Here is a 16,770-nt window from a genome sequence, read left to right on the forward strand (position 1 = left end):
GACGCTGCCGGCCGTGCTCGCCCTGGCCTATGTTGGCCCGGGAGGTGGGCGGCGATGGCGTACGTGCGGGGCCGGATGCGCGCGTCGGTGGACGCCGTCGAACACCTCGTCGGCGGGCTGGGCACCGCGTTGCTGGCGTTGGGCGCGTTGTTCTGGGCGGTGGTCGTGGCAGTGACCTGCCTGGTGGGGGTGGGCCTGCGGCTGGCGCCCGGCGCGTTGCGGGCGGTGCGCTCGGTGGCCGACCGGGAGCGCGCCAGGCTGTCCCGTCGGGGCACGCCGATCCCGACGCCCGGGCCGGTGCCGGAGGAGCTACGGGAGGCGGTACGCGACCCGTTCGTCCGCCGGGAGCTCGGCTGGGTCACGCTCCACTCGATCACCGGCCTGGTGTCCGGACTGGTCGGCATCGCCCTGCCGCTCTACGCCCTCCAGGACATCACGTTCCCGCTGTGGTACCGGCTGGCTCGGCCCGAGGACGGCGCACCGGGGTTCTTCTGGTGGCGCATCGACGGGCTCTCCGAGGCGCTCGTGGTCGGCGTGCTCGGGGTGGGCTGGCTGTTCGCCGCGATCGGGTTCGGCCCGGCGCTGGCCCGCTTCCAGTCCTGGCCGGGCCGGTGGCTGCTGTCCCCGCCGCCGGGGGTCGACCTGTCGCTGCGGGTCGCCGCGCTGACCGCGACCCGGGCCGCGGCGCTGGACGCCCACGCCGTGGAGTTGCGCCGCATCGAACGCTCGCTGCACGACGGTACGCAGAATCGGCTGGTCGCGGTGAACGTGCTGCTGGGGGCCGCGCGCCGGGCGGTACGGCGTGACCCGGACCGGGCCGACGAGATCCTCGGGCAGGCCCAGGACGCGGCGGAGCAGGCGCTCGGCGAACTGCGGACGGTGGTGCGCGGCATCCTGCCGCCGGTGCTGGACGACCGGGGCCTCGCCGGGGCGCTCACGGGTCTGGCCGGCAGTTGCGCGGTGCCGTGCCGGCTCGCGGTGGACGTGGCCGTCCGCTGCGCGGCGTCGGTCGAGGCCACGGCGTACTTCGTGGTGGCCGAGGCGCTGACGAACGTGGTGCGACACAGCGGGGCGAGCCGGGTGGATGTCACAGTGCGCCGCGAGCACGGCCGGCTGCTGGTCACCATCGAGGACGACGGGCGCGGCGACGCCGACGAGGCACGTGGATCCGGGCTCACCGGCATCCGCCGGCGGGTCGAGGCGTACGACGGGCGGATGGCGCTGACCAGCCCAACGGGAGGGCCGACGAGGATGCACGTGGAGCTGCCATGCGGATCGTGATCGCCGAGGACGACCCGCTGCTGCGCGAGGGGTTGGCGCTGCTGCTGCGGGCGGAGGAGCTGGATGTGGTGGCCACGGCGGGCACCCCGGGCGAATTCCTGGTCGCGGTCGACGAGCACGCGCCGGACGTGGCGATCGTGGACGTACGGATGCCGCCGACCCACACCGACGAGGGCATCGTGGCCGCGGTGGAGGCCCGGCGACGCCGGCCCGGCCTCGCGGTGCTGGTCCTGTCGGCGTACGTGGAGCAGGCGTTCGCCACCGAACTGTTCTCGGTCGGCGCCGCCGGGCTCGGTTACCTGTTGAAGGAGCGGGTGGGCCGGGTCGAGGAGTTCCTCGCCGCCCTGCGTCGGGTGGCGGACGGCGGCAGCGTGATCGATCCGGAGGTGGTGGCGCAGTTGCTCGCCCGCAACCGCCGGCCGGACACGGCGCTGGGCGAGTTGTCGCCGCGCGAGCGTGAGGTCCTGGGGCTGATGGCCGAAGGGCTCGGCAACACGGCGATCGCCGAGCGGCTGTTCGTCACCGACGGTGCGGTGCACAAGCACATCCGGAGCATCTTCGCGAAGCTCCAGCTGCCGCCGGACGACAGTGCCGACCGCCGGGTCACCGCCGTGCTGCGCTACCTGGACGGCGGCCAGCGGTAGCACCCGTCGACGCTTGCCCAAGCAGGTCGCGGCCGCCGGGGACGAACGGCCCGGCACGCGACCCGGGGCGGGTTCGGCATGGTGCCGGACCCGCCCCGAGTCATTGGTGGTGGAGCGTCAGCGGCGCAGGGTGAGCAGGCCGGGGCGGTACGGCAGCAGGCCGTAGTCGACGCCGTTGGAGCTGGGGGATCGGCCCTGGTAGAGCAGTTGCAGGTTGCAGGGGTCGACGGTGAAGGTCTGGTCGGCGCTGGTGCGGATCAACTCGCCGTGGCTGATGTCGTTGGTCCAGGTGGCGCCGCTGTTGGCCTTGCCGGCGAAGGGGTTGCTCTCGGTGGCGGCCTGGGGGGTCCAGGTGCCGCCGAGGCTGGTGGCGGTGAAGGAGCGGAAGTAGCGGCCCTGGGAGCCGATGGCCTCGACGAGCATGAGGTAGCGGTTCTGGCCCTGCAGCTTGTAGACCTGCACGGCTTCGAACAGGTTGTTGGTGGAGTCGCTCATGATGGTGGTGTAGTTGCTGCCGAAGCTGCCGGGGAAGTTCCCGATCGGCATGCTGGCGCGGTAGATCTTGCCGTTGTCGCCGGCGAAGAACAGGTACATGTTGGTGCTGTCGGCGATGAGGGTCTGGTCGATGGGGCCGGTGCCGGAGCCGGAGATGCTGCCGGTGAACAGGGTCTGCGCGGCGGACCAGCCGTTGGGGTTGGTGGGGTCGGTGGAGGTGCGGTAGGAGAAGGCGGTGCCGCCCCACTGGTAGGCCAGGACCCAGATGTTGCGGGGGGCGAAGTAGAACAGGGTGGGCGCCACGGTGCCGCTGTTCATGGTGTTCTGGCTGGCCGAGGCCATGTCGGACCAGTTGGTGAACAGGCCGAAGTTCATCGAGCCCCACCGGCTGCCGAAGTCGTGGGTGGTGGCGTAGACGAGCTGGCGGCCGTTGTACGGGGCGACGGTGAAGTCCTTCAGCGACACCCAGCCGGACTTCGGCTGCGCCAGCGCGCCTGTCGACGACCACCGGTACGACGACGGCAGGTCACACGTGGTGGGTGGCGGCGTCGTGGGCGGTGGCGTCGTGGGCGGTGGGGTCGTGGGCGGCGCGCTGGTGGGCGGTGGGCTCGTCGGCGGTGCGGGCGTGTCGGTCACCGGTGGCGTCGGCGTGGTCCCACCGTTGCAGGTCACGCCGTTCAGGGCGAAGCTCGTCGGGTCCGGGTTGCTGCTCGTCCACGACCCGTTGAAGCCGAACGACACAGTGCCGTTGGTCGCGACCGATCCGTTGTAGCTCGCGTTGCGCGCGGTCACCGCGGCACCGCTCTGCGTCAACGCCGTGTTCCACGACTGTGTGACCGTCTGCCCGGCGCCGTACGACCACGTCAGTGCCCAACTGCTCAACGGATCGCCCAGGTTGGTGATCGTCACACTGGCGCCGAACCCGCCCTGCCACTGCGACGACACGGCGTAGTTCACCGAGCAGCCGGCGGCGGCGGCACCGGCCGGCATTGCCACGACGACAGTGGCCGACGCCAGCAACGCGACACCGGCCGAGACGAGGCCCACATTGGTTGGTCTGAATATGGTCATCAAGCACCCTCCTGACGGGACGGCGGCCTCCACATTCGTGGGTGTCATTGTTAGGTGAGCGTTAACAGCCGCGTCGGCCATGTTACGGGAGCGCTCCCAAACCATCAACCTCGATGCCTTGAAGGCGGACGGGCGCAGCCGCGCGGCCGTTCGGGCACGTCAGTGGGGTCGGCCCGGTGCGCTGCGCCAGGTCACCCCGGCGACCGTCGCGCTCGTCGGGAGGGACGAGGGTTATCGATAACATAGTCATCGACCAATGGCCGAGACAGCGTCAGAGCCAGACGACGATCCCGGTCAGGTCGTTGAGCACGGCGGCCACGCCCGCCCGGATGGCGTCCGCGCAGCGCCCGGCCGTGAACGAGCCGGCGTCGTACGACGAGGACATGCCGAGCCCCTCGCCACGGTACGAGGCTCCGTCCCAGTCGACGGCTGTGACGTTGTGGGTGGGCTCGGCCAGTTCCGCGCCGATCACCAGAAACTTCTCGTCCAGATGGTTGGGGGTGACCAGCGCGAGGGCGTCGATGAGCTCGTTGCCCGCGCTGACGATGAGGTCCGGGCCCATCTCCATGGCCTTGCTGATGCTGGGGACGGCATCGTGCGCGTTGTCGACGACGACTGTCCTCAGGTCGATGTGCTCGTCGTCGGCCCAGTCCCGCACCGCCGTCACGAGGGCCTTGGTCGGGGCGTCCGTGCCGGCGGTCAGCAGCACCACCCGGTAGTCCTTCGACGGGTGGACGTCGGCCCACGATCCGGGCCGCGGCGTGATGGTCGCCTCCGGGGCGGGCGGCGTCGAGGGGTCGACGAATCCGGGGCCGAGCGAGCCGACGGCACTGGGCGCGGGGCGCGGTTGTGACCAGTCGCCACCGGAGGTGCAGGCGGCGAGGAGCGCGGCGGTCGCGGCCAACAGGGCGACGGCCCGAAGCGGGGGGCGCAAGGTGATCGTCCTTTCGGGTGGCGGTGGGAGGTGCGCGTACGCCTCGTATTCCTATCCCAGATCCGAACGCCGACAATCCGTGGACGGTTGCCCCGGCTGTTTGTTCGCCATCGGTTCGTCGGCGGGCGGGTTGGTGTTCACCCGCGGGGTGCAGCGTGCACTGGCCAACCGAGGGAGTCGCATGCTGGTGCACATCCGCCGTACCGTTGTCGTCGCCGTTGTCGCATTTCTTGCGACGGTGCTCCCGTTTTTGGGCGGCGGACCGGCGTCCGCGCACGGCTTCTCGTCGACCGTGTACGCGAAAATTACCGCCGGAGACGAGGGTCACATTCGCTCCGAGGTGGAGCTCGAATACGACCTCCTGGTCGTGTCGGCAGCCGATTCCGGTGACGACGATCCGCTCTTTCGGGTGGGAACCGCCGCCTTCGAGGCGGGCGACTCCGCAGCGCAGGCCGCCGCCCTGAAGGCGCACGCCCCGACGGTCCTGCGGTATGTCGCCGACCGCCTCTCGGTGACCGCGCGGGGCACGGCCTGCCGGCCGACCCAGGTGCGCGACGCCACGATCGGCGCGCGCGAGGGGGTGCCGTACGCGGACCTGCTGCTGGACTGGACCTGCGCCGAGCGCGCCGACGAGCACGAGGTGCGCAGCGGTCTCTTCCCGGACGACGAGGCGTACGTCAAGGGCACCAAGACGATCGTCACCTACGAGATCGACGGCCGCTCCGGCAGCGCCGCGCTCGACGCCGCCAATCCGTCCTTCTCGACGGCCCAGACCGCCTACCAGCGGTTCGGCGAGTTCTTCCTGCTGGGCGCCGAGCACCTGCTGTCCGGCATCGACCACATCCTCTTCCTGCTGGCGCTCATCGCCGGGTCGCGGCGTCTACGGGAGATCGTGCTCGCGGCCACCAGCTTCACCCTGGCGCACTCGGTGACGTTCCTACTCGCCGCCCTCGGCCTGGTCGAGGTGCCGGCGCGGGTCGTGGAGCCGGTCATCGCGCTGTCGATCGCCATCGTGGCCGGCTGGCACCTGTGGGGGATCTGGCGGCGCGGTGACCACGCGGGCGATCTGGAGACGGCCGGGCGCGGTCATCTCAGCCTGGACCGCCGGGGCTGGATCCGCCTCGGGGTCGTCTTCTGCTTCGGGCTCGTGCACGGGTTGGGCTTCGCGGGCGCGCTGGGCATCGACGAGGCGTGGTCGTGGACCCTGCTGTGGTCGCTGCTGGTGTTCAACGTCGGTATCGAGGTCGTCCAGTTGACGATTATCGCCGCGGTCTTCCCGTTGCTGTTCGTGCTGCGTCGTCGTGCGCCGAAAGCCGGCCTCTGGGTGACCGGTGCTGTTTCGGCGGCGGTGTCCATCATGGGGCTGATCTGGTTTGTTCAGCGCGTCACCGGATCCTGAGTACGGCTAACCACTTTGTGAAGTGCAGCCATTCGCAAGATCACGTTCATGGCGGGTTCATCGGCCGCAGAAAGTTTTGATCTGCTTCCCCGGCGTCGGGTGAAGAACAATCCATTTCTCTATTCGAAAAGGGAACAATGTCGATGACATTGAGCACCTCGACACGGGTCCCCGGGCCCGTGCGGCGACGCGTTGTCGCCGGGGTCGTAGCCGGATTCCTGGGAATGGGCGCGGCCCTCGGTAGCGGCCTGCTGACCGCCGCCAGCGCCGCCGACCCCACCACGGTGTCCGGCGTCGTCCTCGGCGTCGGCGCCAACGAGACCCAGCGCATCGTGTCCTGGTACTCCTCCGCCGACACCGCCCAGAAGATCCAGCTCGCCCCGACCGCCGAGATCGTCAACGGCGAGTTCCCGGCGAGCGCCGTGAGCTTCGACGCGGTCGGCGCGGCGAACACCTCCACGACCGGCTTCAACCGCCACGCCACGATCAGCAACCTGCGCGAGAACACGGCGTACTCGTACCGGGTCGGCGCCGAGGGCAGCTGGTCGCCCGCGTACGCCTTCAAGACCCAGGACTTCGAGGGCGACTACGACTTCCTGTTCTTCGGTGACCCGCAGATCGGCTCCTCCGGTGACCGGCTCAAGGACCAGGCCGGCTGGGAGGAGACCCTGAAGGTCGCCACCGGCGCGAACCCGAACGCCGAGCTGCTGGTCTCCGCCGGTGACCACGTGGAGAGCGCCAACGACGAGGGCCAGTGGACCTCGTTCCTGGCCTCCGACCAGCTGCGTCAGGTCCCCCTCGTCGCCACCATCGGTAACCACGACGTCGGTGGCAAGGCCTACGAGCAGCACCACTTCACCCCGAACACCGACCGCTCGGCCCAGTACTACAACGGGGACCAGGCGACCCGGTCCGGTGGCGACTACTGGTTCATCCACAAGGACGTGCTGTTCATCGACCTGAACAGCAACAGCTACGCCAACCCGGCGGACGGCTCGGCCGGCGGCGACGCGGCGCACGTCGCGTACGTCACCGACGTCATCAAGAAGCACGGCTCCGAGGCCAAGTGGAAGGTGCTGGTCTACCACCACTCCATCTACTCCCCGGCCAGCCACGCGACCGACACCGACAACAAGCAGCGGCGGGAAGACTTCACCACCGCCTTCTCCAACCTCGGCGTCGACATGGTGCTCCAGGGTCACGACCACAGCTACTCGCGCAGCTACTCGATCAAGAACGGCCAGAAGGAGAACCCGGCTGAGAAGCCCGGTGCGCCCGAGGTCTACCCCGGCCCGGGTGGCGTCATCTACGTGACCGCCAACTCGGCGTCCGGCTCGAAGTACTACGACATCAAGAAGCCCGACGACACCGGCACGGGCATCCGTGGCAACGGCGCGGACCCGCTGGACCCGAACAAGTACTGGTACAACTCGGTGCAGAACCAGGAGCACGTCCGCAGCTACGTCAAGGTGCAGGTGCGCGGCGACAAGCTGGTCCTGGCGAACGTCCGCAGCGGCACCTGCGCGGCCCCGAACGCGGCAGTCGAGAACGGCCTCTCCTGCGTCAACACGCCTGAGGGTCAGCCGGTCGGCTCGATCGTCGACAAGGTCACGGTGCACCCGTACCACGGTGACGGCCAGGCCATCCAGGTGAACGTTCCCAACGCGGCGCCGGGCGAGTTCGGCTGGACGATCGACGGCTACAACGGTCTTGTCGACCTGGGCACCGCGCAGGAGCGCGACGGCACCTACTTCGAGGCGACCGGCAAGATCAACCCGATCGTGGTGTCGGACAGCCGCCGCTCGCTCGCCCCGTGGTCGATCTCGGCAAGCGTCGGCGACTTCTCCGACGCCGACAAGACGTTCTCCGGCTCGTACCTGGGCTGGACCCCGTACGTCCTGGACGCCGGCGCGGGCGCTCAGGCCGGTGCCGCCGTCCTGTCGTCCCTCGACGACCAGGGCAAGGGCCTCTCGGCCTCCAGCGGGCTCGGCGCGGCCGTTCAGGGTCACCCCCGCGGCGGCGCCAAGCTCGGTGCCGACCTGGACCTGAAGATCCCGGACAGCATCGCCAAGGGCAGCTACCGCACCACCCTCACGATCACTGCGCTGAGCAGCTGAGAAGAACCTTTTCCACCGGTTAGCCCACTCCCAAGATCACCTCAAGGATCCGACATGCAACCGTCCGTAACGCGCTGGAAGACACTCGCTCGTACCACCGCGCTGTCCCTGTTCGCCGTCGTCGCGGCAGCCGGCGTCGGCATCGGTCCCGCCCGAGCGGCCGACGGCAACGTCGCCTGGACGGTTCGGACTGCCTCGAACAGCTACGGCGAAGCCCGGTCCAGCTACAGCTACAACGTCAACCCCGGTGGGACCGTCGAGGACGCCATGGTGGTGGCCAACCGCGGCCCGGCGCCGCTTACCCTCGCCGTGTACGCCGCCGACGGCTTCACCACCGACGCCGGGCAGCTCGACCTGCTCACCAGGGACAAGAAGTCCGTGGCGGTCGGCGCCTGGGTCAAGGCCAGCGCCGGCAGCGTCGTGGTCCAGCCCGGAAAGACCGCGCAGGTCCCCTTCACGATCAACGTCCCCGCCAATGCCACGCCCGGCGACCACGTCGGCGGCATCCTCACCACGCTGACCCAGCCCGACCAGGCCGAGGGCATCAACGTGGACCGCCGCCTCGGCATCCGGATCACGCTGCGGGTCGGCGGCGAGTTGAAGCCGAACCTCGCGATCGAGAACCTCCACGTGACGTACGACGGGTCGTCCAACCCGCTCGCCAAGGGCGACGCCACAGTCGCCTACACGATCCACAACACCGGCAACGCGGCCCTGTCCGGGAAGCAGGCAGTCTCGGTTTCGGGTCCGTTCGGCGTACTGCGCGCCCGAGCCGGTGACATCGCCGCGCCGCCGCAGCTGCTCCCGGGTGAGAGCTGGGACGTGACGGTGCCCGTACGCGGTGTCGCTCCCGCCGTCCGGCTCGCGGCGACCGCCACCGTCACTCCGCTGCTCACCGACGCGTCGGGCTCCACCACCTCGCTCAAGACGGTGGAGGCAACGGCACACGGCTGGGCCCTGCCGTGGACTGTCGTCCTGGCGCTCGTCGTGCTGATCGCCCTGGTCGTCGGGGCGTACCTGTACCGCCGCCGCAGCCGTACGCAGCGCCGGGCGCGCGAGGACGCCCGGGTGCGCGACGCGGTCGCGCAGGCCCTCGGCGGTCGGGAGCCGAAGACGTCCTGAGCGCCTCTTCCCAGCGCCGCCACCTCCGGCGGCCGGGACCGCGCGTCGGATCAGGTCGACGGCGACCCGCCACCACCACGGTCGCCCTTGTGGGTGAACGGCACTCAGCACCGGGTCGGGTCGGCCGTCGACCCGGCATGCTGCGACGGTGACGCCGGCCCGGAGAGGAAGCCCACATGGTTGACGCGGACGTGCCAGAGCGGATGCAGGCTGCGGCCCTGGACGAGTTCGGCGGGCCGGAGGTGATCACCCTGCGGAAACTTCCGGTGCCGGAGGCCGCCGCCGACGAGGTGCTGATCAGGGTCCTGAGCGCCGGCGTCGGGGTGTGGGACGTGTACGAGCGACAGGGCGTGCTGGTGCCCGAGGGCACCGAGTTTCCGATCGTGCCCGGCTCGGACGGCGCCGGAACCGTCATCGCGGCCGGCAGCCAGGTGACCGATCTCGCGGTGGGCGACCTGGTCTACGTCTCGGCCACCACCCGACCGAAGGGCGGGTTCTACGCCGAGTACGCGGCCGTCAAGGCCGAGTACGTCGCGAAGGTGCCCGAGGGTGTGCCGGCCGAGCACGCCGGTGCCATGTCCACCGACGCGCTGACCGCGCTGACCGGGCTGGACACCCTCAGCCTGCCGGGCGGCGCCTGGCTGCTGATCTTCGGTGCGAGCGGTGGGCAGGGCCACCTGGCCGTGCAGTTGGCCAAGCGGCAGGGCCTCAACGTCATAGCGGTGGCCTCCGGCCCGGACGGGGTGGCGCTGGTGACCCGCCTCGGCGCCGACGTGTCTCTCGACGGGCACGCCGACCCCGCCGAGGTGCTCGCGACGATCCGGGACGCCGCCCCGGGCGGGGTGGGCGGCATCCTGGCGATGGCCGGCGGCAAGACGCTGGACCGGCTCACCGAGACGCTTTCCGACGGCGCGGTCGTCGCGTACGCCCATGGGGTGCGGCCGGAACCGCGCGAACGGTCCGGTGTGACGGTCCGGGCGTACGACGGTGTGGCCAACCGCCAACAGTTGCAGCGCCTCAACGAGCTCATCGAGGCCGGGCCGTTCGTGGTGCACGTCGCCGAGAAGTTCCCGCTGGGCAAGGTGCACCAGGCGCACAAGCGCCTGGAGACCTCCTACCTGGGCAAGCTGCTGCTGACGATCGCCTGAGACGTCAGCCGACGCGCTGCTGCGGCACGCGTACCGACGCCATGCCGGCCGCCGTCGCGGCCTGGATGCCCAGGTCGGTGTCCTCGAAGACCAGGCAGGAGCCCGGGGGTACGCCGAGCTGCCGGGCCGCGAGCAGGAACGCCTCCGGGTCGGGCTTGGCCCGCGTGTAGTCCTCGGCGCACACCAGCACGTCGAAGCGGTCCAGCAGATCGAGCGCGTCGAGGGAGGCGGTGACCGTGGCGCGGGTGCTGCCGGAGACGACGGCGAACGGCACCCGGCGGTGGGCGTCGTGGATGTGCGCCACGACCTCGGGCACGGCGGTGACCTGCGGAAGCAACTCCTGGAAGATGCGCTCGCGGTTCTCGACGACTGTCGCCACCGGCATCGCGAGACCGTGCCGCTCGTTCAGCGCGACGATGATGTCGGCGGTCGGCCGGCCACCCCACGCGTAGAAGAGGTCCTCCGGGAACTCGCAGCCCCACTCGTCGAGCGCCCGCTGCCACGCCAGGTAGTGCAGCGGCATCGAGTCGACGATGGTGCCGTCGCAGTCGAACAGGTACGCGGCGAACTCACCGGGCGGCAGAGGCAGAGTCATCGGGGAAGGGTACAGCGGGCGTCCGCTCAGTCCTCGGTGACGGATGCCAACCAGCGCAGCAGGTGCACCCGTTCCGGCTCGGTGCCGACAAGCGCCAACGCCTCCCGGTACGCCGTCGCGGCCTCGTCCAGGCGGCCCAGCCGGCGCAGCAGGTCCGCCCTGGTCGCGGGGTACAGGTGATAGCCGCGCAGACGTGGGTCGTCGGCCAACCCGTCCAGCAGGGCGAGCCCGGCGTCCGGCCCGTCCCGCATCGCCACGGCGGCGGCCCGGTTCAGCGCCACCACAGGCGAGGGGACCATGCCGAGCAGCACGTCGTAGAGCGCCACCACCTGGGGCCAGTCGGTGCTGGCCACGTCGGCCGCTTCGTCGTGCAGGGCGGCGATGGCAGCCTGCACGCCGTACGGCCCGGGCGTCGGGCCGGTCAACGCGACGAGCACCAGCGCGCGCCCCTCGTCGATCATCTCGTGGTCCCACAGTGCGCGGTCCTGGTCGTCGAGGAGGACCACCGCGCCGTCCGGCCCGGTCCGAGCGGCACGCCGCGCGTGGACCAGCAGCAGCAGTCCGAGCAACCCGGCGACCTCCCGCTCGCCGGGCAGCAGCCGGCGCAGGATCCGGGCCAACCGGATGGCCTCCTCGGCGAGGTCGGTCCGCTGGAGTTCGGGGCCGGAGCTGGCGGCGTACCCCTCGGTGAAGACCGAGTAGACGGCCTGGAGCACCGTGGGTAGGCGTCCGGGCAGTTCGTCCGCGCCGGGCACCCGGAACGGGATGCGGGCGTCGCGGATCTTCCGTTTGGCGCGGACGAGCCGCTGGGCCATCGTCGCGTGCGGCACCAGGAAGGCCCGCGCGACCTCCGCCGTGGTGAGCCCGGCGAGGAAGCGCAGGGTGAGCGCCCCGCGGTCCTGCGCGGGCAGGGCCGGGTGGGCGCAGGTGAAGAAGAGCGCCAACCGGTCGTCGGGCAGGTCCGGGTCCGCGTCGGCGGGCGGCGCGGGGTCGGCCCGCTCGGCCTCCGCCTGGAGTACGGCCAGCCGGGTGGCCAGCACGCGGTCGCGGCGCAACCGGTCGACGGCGCGGCGGCGGGCCGTGGTGAGCAGCCACGCGCCGGGCCGGCTCGGGACGCCGTCGACCGGCCAGTGCGTCAACGCCGCCTCGATCGCCTCGGAGGCGACCTCCTCGGCCAGGTCGAGGTCGCCGAAGCGGTGTACGAGCGAGGCGAGCAGCCGGCCGTGCTCCTCCCGGAACACCGCCTCCACGGACCCGGCTGCCGCCTCCGCGCCCGCCACGGTCAGCCCTCGACCTCGATCTCGGCGACCGGGCGCACCTGCACCGATCCGCTGGCGATGGCACCGGGGCTGCGGGCCGCCCACTCCAGCGCGACGTCGAGATTCGGCACGTCGATGATGTCGTACCCGCCGAGCACCTCGCGGGTCTCGGCGAACGGCCCGTCGGTGATCGTGCGTTCGCCGTCCGGGCCGACCTGCACCGTCGTGCAGGTGGTCAGGTCCTGCAACGGGTGCCCGGAGACCCAGATCCCGGCGTCCTTCATCTCCCGGTCGTAGCGGATCCAGTCCTCGAAGGTGCACCCGTTGCCGGCCTCCCCGGCGCTCGCGGGGCTCATGAACAGCAGCATGTACTTCACGTCTCGGCTCCTCTCGGTGCGGCGGGATCGCCGTACAGCATGACGACGAACGAGAGCCCGGGATGTCGACACGGCAGCTGGAACTTTTCCGAGGCTCAGGGGCGCACCTGTCGCGCCGGTTCGACCAGCTCGCCACGCCTGTCGATCCGCCGCTCGTACCAGGTTACGGCGATCAGCAGCAGGGTCAGCAGGGCCAGTTCGGCAAGCGCGGGCAGCGACCGCGCGACCGGCAGCAGGAGCAGCGGCAGCAGCGCGGCGACCCCCTGCCCCGGGTGTACGGCACGGAGGGTGAGCCGGCGGAAGACCAGCCGTCCGAGCAGGTAGAGGGTGGCGCCCCCGTAGAGGGCGGCGGCGGAGGGCCAACTCAACCGGGCGGTGTGCGCCGGCTCCTCGGTGAGCTGGCCGAGGACCTGCTCGATGCCGAGCGCGACGTAGATGGTGCCGATGATCAGGGGGGCGTGCGCGAGGCCGTACGCGTCGCCGGCGACGTGGGATCGCCGTTCAGCGGGAACGCGCATGACGGACTGCCGGGCGGCGGGTGCCAGCCGGTCGAAGTAGAGCCACCACAGGCAGATCGTGACGACGAGGCCGAGCAGCGCCGCGACCAGGGCGGCCCCGGTCGGCGCCATCGTCCTCGGCCCGGTGCCCGCGGCGATCAACGCCTCGCCGAGCGCGATGATGAGCACCAGACCGAACCGTTCGGTGAAGTGGTCCAGGCTGCGCAGTGGCCAGGGACGGTAGACGGAGGCCACTCGGGAACCGCCGATGTCGACCAGGAAGGCGACCGTCCAGAGCACGGTCTGGGCGACGCCACCGAGCAGCGCGCCGACGACGAGCGGAAGCCAGGCCGCGGTGACTGGCACGACGAAGAACCGCAGGGTCGAGCGCAATTGTGGATCATCGGCGCTCGCCCAGAGCAGCACCACGAGCTGCACCGCCCGGGTGACGAGGTAGGCCAGCGCGAGGGTGAGCGGCGGGTCGAAGAGGCCCGGGCGTTGCCGCCAGGCGTCCGGCAGCACCAGCGCGGCCAGGAATATCGCGGCCATCGCCAGCAGGGTGGCCGCCCGGGCCGGGCCGACGTCCGCGCGGACCAGGTTTCCCAACCAGAGGTACGGGCCCCAGGAGTAGATCAACAACAGGAGGAGGAGCAGCCCCTGGGCCAGGGTGAGCGCGGTCGGAGGCTGCGCCATGAACGTGATGACCCGGGTGAGCGCGAACACGAAGACCAGGTCGAAGAAGATCTCGAACATCGTCGTCCGGTGCGCGTCACCGGCCGGCACCGGACGAATCCCCCTCATCCTGGCATTCTGCGCCCTCCGGAGGACACGTCGGGTCTCCCCATCCGGATGGGGAGACCCGATCGTGGCCGCGTGCCTCAGGCCGGCGCGTCCGTCCGCCGCCGGCTCCGCTCGGCCCGTCGCCGTATCTGCTGGTACGCCCCGGTCAGCCCCATGGCCCGGCGCACCTCCGCCAGGGTCTGGCGCACCTCCTGCCGGGTCCGCTCGGTGCCCTCGACGATCAGCCGGTCGACAAGGCCCCGGTCGGCCTCGATCGCGGCCCGACGCTCCCGAATCGGCGCCAGGAACGTCTCCAGCGCGACGACCAGCCGCTCCTTGACCTCCACGTCACCCACCTTCCCGGCGCGGTAACGGTCGGCCAGGTCGGCCACCTCGGCCCGATCCGGGTTGAACACCTCGTGGTACGCGAAGACCGGGTTGCCCTCCACAGTCCCCGGCACGTCGGCCCGCACCCGGTTCGGGTCGGTGTACATCCCGCGTACCTTGCGGCGCACCGTGGCCGCGTCGTCGGACAACGCGATCGCGTTACCCCGACTCTTGCTCATCTTGGCCGTGCCGTCGGTGCCCACCAGACTCGGCGTGTCCGCCGGGATCAGCTCGGGCACCGGGAAGACCTGCCCGTACAGGTGGTTGAAGCGGCGGGCGATCTCCCGGGTCACCTCGACGTGCGCGGCGTTGTCCCTACCGACCGGGACCACCTCACCCTTCACACACAGGATGTCCGCGGCCTGGAGCACCGGATAACCCAGCAGCCCGTACGGCATCTCCTCCTTGCCGGCGTCGCGGGCCATGTCCTTCAACGAGGGCACCCGTTCCAGACGGGGCACGGTCACCAGGTTCTGCAGGAGGGTGTTGAGGTCGCCGACCTCCGGAATGGCCGACTGGAGATAGAACGTGGCACGCGCCGGGTCGACGCCGGCGGCGAGGATGTCGGTCACCATCTCGCGGGCGTTGCCGGAGACCTGGTCGATGTCCTCTCGGCGGTTGCGGGTGGTCAGCATGTGCAGGTCGGCGATGATGAAGAAGCTCTCGTAGCGCTGGTGCAGCCGCACCCGGTTGGCGATGCTGCCGACATAGTGGCCGAGGTGCAGGCGGCCGGTGGGCCGGTCGCCGGTGAGCATGCGTGCGATGGACATGGCAAGGTGCCTTTCGTGCGGGTAGGTGGGTCACGCGTTGGCGCGCGCCGAGCGGGGCGGACTCGCCCCCTCGGTCAGCGGAAACAGGGCTCAGCGAGCCGTCCGCCATCGCGCGCCGGCGCGGAACCGCAGACCACCGGCACGGAGTACGTCCAGGAAGTGCTCACGGCCGTCGCCGGAGCTGATCGGGAACACGGGCACGACACCGCGCGGCAGACCGTCGACCACAGCGACGGCCTCCGACACGCAACTGCCCGTCCGGACCACGACCTCACACTACCGGGGGTGTCAGCCCCGAGGGGGCAGGTGGCGGTCCGTGTAGTACCTGCCGACCCGGTCCCGGTACTCCGGGTCGGTCGATTCCGGGTCGTACGGCGGCGCGTCCTTGATCTCCTGCCGGGTCCGGTCGACGTGTACGACACGGTCCAGGTGGTCGACCCGTTCCACGGTGCCGGCCGGCAGCAGCACCTTCTGACCGAGGATCCACGGCCCGGTGTCCACCACCAGGTGTCCGGCGCCCGCCTCGTCGCTGGCCTCGTCGATCGTGCCGATGCGCCCGTCGCTCGCCTGCACGTGGTAGCCGACCAGGTCCACCGGAGTGCCGGGACCGGGGGCGTCGGGGCCGTCGTGCACACCGTCCGGGCCGTCCGGCGGGGCGGCCGAGGGGGTGGTCTGTGTGTATCCGCCGGCCAGGGCGGAGGGGTCGCGCCAGGCCCAGGGATTGAAGATCGAGGGTTGCACGGGGCACCTCCGAGGGATGGTCCTCAGCTGTCCTGGATCGCAGTGCCCACCCGGGCGCTTCCGGAAACGGACCACCGGGGGTGCGAGGCCCCGGTCGTCGGGTGCGGCCCGGGCGTCGCGTCCGCCGTGCCGTTGGCCAGCTCGCGGGGCAGGGTGCGCTGGCATACTCGGCTGCCATGGTGCTGTCGCGAGGGTGGGCTCTCTTCCTGGTCGGGGTCGGTATCTGGGCCTGGGTGATCTGGCCGCGGTTCGCCGTCGCCATCTGGCAGGACCCGCGATCCTGGGCCTCCGGCACGGTGGCCGAGGGCGCCGCCACCAGCTTCCTGTGGGTGCACGCCCTGCTGATCGCCGCGTCCCTGGCCATCGGGACGACAGTCGGTGTGCTCGGCATCCGAGCCTGGTTCGCCGCCCGCCGACGGCAGGCGTCCTGACCTCCGCCGCAGCTCAGCGGGGCTCCGCGTGGTTGATCGGGCCCGGACGGGAACGAGTGTGACGCGGGACGCCACCCGCCGATTTGACGATCAAACCCACGGACGCGTAACTTTCTCTCTGCCAGCGCGGAACGGGGCAAACAGGGCGAAAGACCTGGAGCACCGGATCGGGCAGGTAACCGGGTCAGGCAGGGGTTCGCCTCTGCGGACGCGGTTCGGGCGGGGCTCACCGGATCAGCCGCGAGGCGGATTTGGTGCAGCGGAACCGACCGGGTAAGGTTCACGACCGGCAGGGCACCGGGCGAGACTGCGGGAGACCGCAGCGGCCGGCCTGCCAAATCCGACGACCTGACGCAGCGGTTCGCTGCTGCGTGAGTGCGCCGGGACCAACCCGTACGAAGCACGACAGACCGGGACACACGGTTTGACACGGCGAAGACGGTGAGGTAACGTAGTAAAAGTGCCCGGCGCGAGAGCGGCGGGGACACGGAGCGAAAAGCCCCGGGATGGTGGCCCACAGGTTGGGTTGTCTGATCGGTGTGTGGTTGTTCTTTGAGAACTCAACAGGGTGCTTGTAAAGCCAGTGCCAATTATGATTTATACCCCGGACTGGTCAAACTTTGGTTTGGCTGGTTGGGATTCCTTTGGCAACATTTGTTTGTTGTCAGGATGCTGTTCAACTAATTTTTTGTTGGAGAGTTTGATCCTGGCTCAGGACGAAC

General features: G+C 70.6%; 16 protein-coding genes. 7 read left to right on the forward strand and 9 right to left on the reverse strand.

All coding sequences use genetic code 11. The features are described from left to right. The first annotated feature begins 54 nt into the window (after positions 1 to 54). Both ACGFIE_RS05365 and ACGFIE_RS05370 read left to right on the forward strand, forming a co-directional pair. A complete protein-coding gene (locus tag ACGFIE_RS05365; protein WP_393291178.1) occupies positions 55 to 1,281 on the forward strand; it encodes a sensor histidine kinase in 1,227 nt (408 codons plus the stop codon). After that, positions 1,269 to 1,925: a response regulator transcription factor gene (locus ACGFIE_RS05370; RefSeq protein ID WP_363680555.1), complete on the forward strand. Its 657-nt coding sequence runs from the start codon at positions 1,269 to 1,271 to the stop codon at positions 1,923 to 1,925. The genes ACGFIE_RS05365 and ACGFIE_RS05370 overlap by 13 nt, the downstream gene beginning before the upstream one ends. Before the next feature lie 117 nt (positions 1,926 to 2,042). Here the strand turns inward: ACGFIE_RS05370 and ACGFIE_RS05375 are convergent, their stop codons facing one another. Beyond that, complete coding sequence (locus tag ACGFIE_RS05375) at positions 2,043 to 3,491, reverse strand: non-reducing end alpha-L-arabinofuranosidase family hydrolase (protein ID WP_393291180.1); 1,449 nt, start codon at positions 3,489 to 3,491, stop codon at positions 2,043 to 2,045. Positions 3,492 to 3,762: 271 nt separating this feature from the next. Beyond that, positions 3,763 to 4,425 carry a hypothetical protein gene (locus ACGFIE_RS05380; RefSeq protein ID WP_393291183.1) on the reverse strand — a complete coding sequence of 221 codons (663 nt, stop codon included), beginning with the start codon at positions 4,423 to 4,425 and terminating at the stop codon, positions 3,763 to 3,765. A 181-nt stretch (positions 4,426 to 4,606) separates the two neighbouring features. Here ACGFIE_RS05380 and ACGFIE_RS05385 point away from each other — a divergent pair, with 181 nt between their 5' ends. From ACGFIE_RS05385 to ACGFIE_RS05400, 4 genes are all read left to right on the forward strand, one after another. Beyond that, entirely contained in the window at positions 4,607 to 5,824 is a 1,218-nt protein-coding gene (locus ACGFIE_RS05385; protein WP_393291185.1) for a HupE/UreJ family protein, read from the forward strand. A gap of 143 nt (positions 5,825 to 5,967) precedes the next feature. After that, a complete protein-coding gene (locus ACGFIE_RS05390) occupies positions 5,968 to 7,941 on the forward strand; it encodes a fibronectin type III domain-containing protein (RefSeq protein ID WP_393291187.1) in 1,974 nt (657 codons plus the stop codon). Between the two features lie 54 nt (positions 7,942 to 7,995). Next, the gene (locus ACGFIE_RS05395) at positions 7,996 to 9,063 is read left to right on the forward strand and encodes a WxL protein peptidoglycan domain-containing protein (RefSeq protein ID WP_393291190.1); all 1,068 of its coding nucleotides are present in this window, start codon (positions 7,996 to 7,998) and stop codon (positions 9,061 to 9,063) included. Positions 9,064 to 9,239: 176 nt separating this feature from the next. Beyond that, positions 9,240 to 10,211 carry a zinc-binding alcohol dehydrogenase family protein gene (locus ACGFIE_RS05400; protein ID WP_393291192.1) on the forward strand — a complete coding sequence of 324 codons (972 nt, stop codon included), beginning with the start codon at positions 9,240 to 9,242 and terminating at the stop codon, positions 10,209 to 10,211. A 4-nt stretch (positions 10,212 to 10,215) separates the two neighbouring features. Here the strand turns inward: ACGFIE_RS05400 and ACGFIE_RS05405 are convergent, their stop codons facing one another. The 7 genes from ACGFIE_RS05405 to ACGFIE_RS05435 all read right to left on the reverse strand — a co-directional run bounded on the left by ACGFIE_RS05405 (position 10,216) and on the right by ACGFIE_RS05435 (position 15,617). Next, the gene (locus ACGFIE_RS05405; protein ID WP_393291195.1) at positions 10,216 to 10,806 is read right to left on the reverse strand and encodes an HAD family hydrolase; all 591 of its coding nucleotides are present in this window, start codon (positions 10,804 to 10,806) and stop codon (positions 10,216 to 10,218) included. A gap of 26 nt (positions 10,807 to 10,832) precedes the next feature. Continuing rightward, complete coding sequence (locus tag ACGFIE_RS05410) at positions 10,833 to 12,086, reverse strand: RNA polymerase sigma factor (RefSeq protein ID WP_393291197.1); 1,254 nt, start codon at positions 12,084 to 12,086, stop codon at positions 10,833 to 10,835. 2 nt (positions 12,087 to 12,088) lie between these two features. Then, on the reverse strand, positions 12,089 to 12,433 hold the full coding sequence (locus ACGFIE_RS05415; RefSeq protein WP_393291315.1) for a YciI family protein: 345 nt from the start codon (positions 12,431 to 12,433) through the stop codon (positions 12,089 to 12,091). A gap of 104 nt (positions 12,434 to 12,537) precedes the next feature. Further along, the gene (locus ACGFIE_RS05420) at positions 12,538 to 13,740 is read right to left on the reverse strand and encodes a low temperature requirement protein A (protein WP_393291199.1); all 1,203 of its coding nucleotides are present in this window, start codon (positions 13,738 to 13,740) and stop codon (positions 12,538 to 12,540) included. A gap of 77 nt (positions 13,741 to 13,817) precedes the next feature. Next, positions 13,818 to 14,876, reverse strand: a complete 1,059-nt coding sequence (trpS, locus tag ACGFIE_RS05425; RefSeq protein WP_393291202.1) for a tryptophan--tRNA ligase — start codon at positions 14,874 to 14,876, stop codon at positions 13,818 to 13,820. 90 nt (positions 14,877 to 14,966) lie between these two features. Then, the gene (locus ACGFIE_RS05430; protein WP_363690156.1) at positions 14,967 to 15,143 is read right to left on the reverse strand and encodes a hypothetical protein; all 177 of its coding nucleotides are present in this window, start codon (positions 15,141 to 15,143) and stop codon (positions 14,967 to 14,969) included. Between the two features lie 21 nt (positions 15,144 to 15,164). Further along, positions 15,165 to 15,617 (reverse strand): PRC-barrel domain containing protein, encoded by a 453-nt coding sequence (locus ACGFIE_RS05435; protein ID WP_393291205.1) that lies wholly within the window; start codon positions 15,615 to 15,617, stop codon positions 15,165 to 15,167. Between the two features lie 176 nt (positions 15,618 to 15,793). Here ACGFIE_RS05435 and ACGFIE_RS05440 point away from each other — a divergent pair, with 176 nt between their 5' ends. Further along, the gene (locus tag ACGFIE_RS05440) at positions 15,794 to 16,048 is read left to right on the forward strand and encodes an SCO4848 family membrane protein (RefSeq protein WP_393291207.1); all 255 of its coding nucleotides are present in this window, start codon (positions 15,794 to 15,796) and stop codon (positions 16,046 to 16,048) included. Positions 16,049 to 16,770: the final 722 nt, after the last annotated feature.

This window comes from Micromonospora sp. NPDC049275 (assembly GCF_043197115.1).
GTDB lineage: Bacteria > Actinomycetota > Actinomycetes > Mycobacteriales > Micromonosporaceae > Micromonospora.

Excerpts from the sequence above, each read along its gene's own strand:
- ACGFIE_RS05375 (WP_393291180.1), bottom strand. The coding sequence starts at position 3,491 with ATGACCATATTCAGACCAACCAATGTGGGCCTCGTCTCGGCCGGTGTC.
- trpS (WP_393291202.1), bottom strand. The coding sequence starts at position 14,876 with ATGTCCATCGCACGCATGCTCACCGGCGACCGGCCCACCGGCCGCCTG.
- ACGFIE_RS05385 (WP_393291185.1), top strand. The coding sequence starts at position 4,607 with ATGCTGGTGCACATCCGCCGTACCGTTGTCGTCGCCGTTGTCGCATTT.
- ACGFIE_RS05415 (WP_393291315.1), bottom strand. The coding sequence starts at position 12,433 with ATGCTGCTGTTCATGAGCCCCGCGAGCGCCGGGGAGGCCGGCAACGGG.
- ACGFIE_RS05395 (WP_393291190.1), top strand. The coding sequence starts at position 7,996 with ATGCAACCGTCCGTAACGCGCTGGAAGACACTCGCTCGTACCACCGCG.
- ACGFIE_RS05420 (WP_393291199.1), bottom strand. The coding sequence starts at position 13,740 with ATGAGGGGGATTCGTCCGGTGCCGGCCGGTGACGCGCACCGGACGACG.
- ACGFIE_RS05390 (WP_393291187.1), top strand. The coding sequence starts at position 5,968 with ATGACATTGAGCACCTCGACACGGGTCCCCGGGCCCGTGCGGCGACGC.
- ACGFIE_RS05440 (WP_393291207.1), top strand. The coding sequence starts at position 15,794 with ATGGTGCTGTCGCGAGGGTGGGCTCTCTTCCTGGTCGGGGTCGGTATC.
- ACGFIE_RS05405 (WP_393291195.1), bottom strand. The coding sequence starts at position 10,806 with ATGACTCTGCCTCTGCCGCCCGGTGAGTTCGCCGCGTACCTGTTCGAC.
- ACGFIE_RS05370 (WP_363680555.1), top strand. The coding sequence starts at position 1,269 with ATGCGGATCGTGATCGCCGAGGACGACCCGCTGCTGCGCGAGGGGTTG.
- ACGFIE_RS05365 (WP_393291178.1), top strand. The coding sequence starts at position 55 with ATGGCGTACGTGCGGGGCCGGATGCGCGCGTCGGTGGACGCCGTCGAA.
- ACGFIE_RS05400 (WP_393291192.1), top strand. The coding sequence starts at position 9,240 with ATGGTTGACGCGGACGTGCCAGAGCGGATGCAGGCTGCGGCCCTGGAC.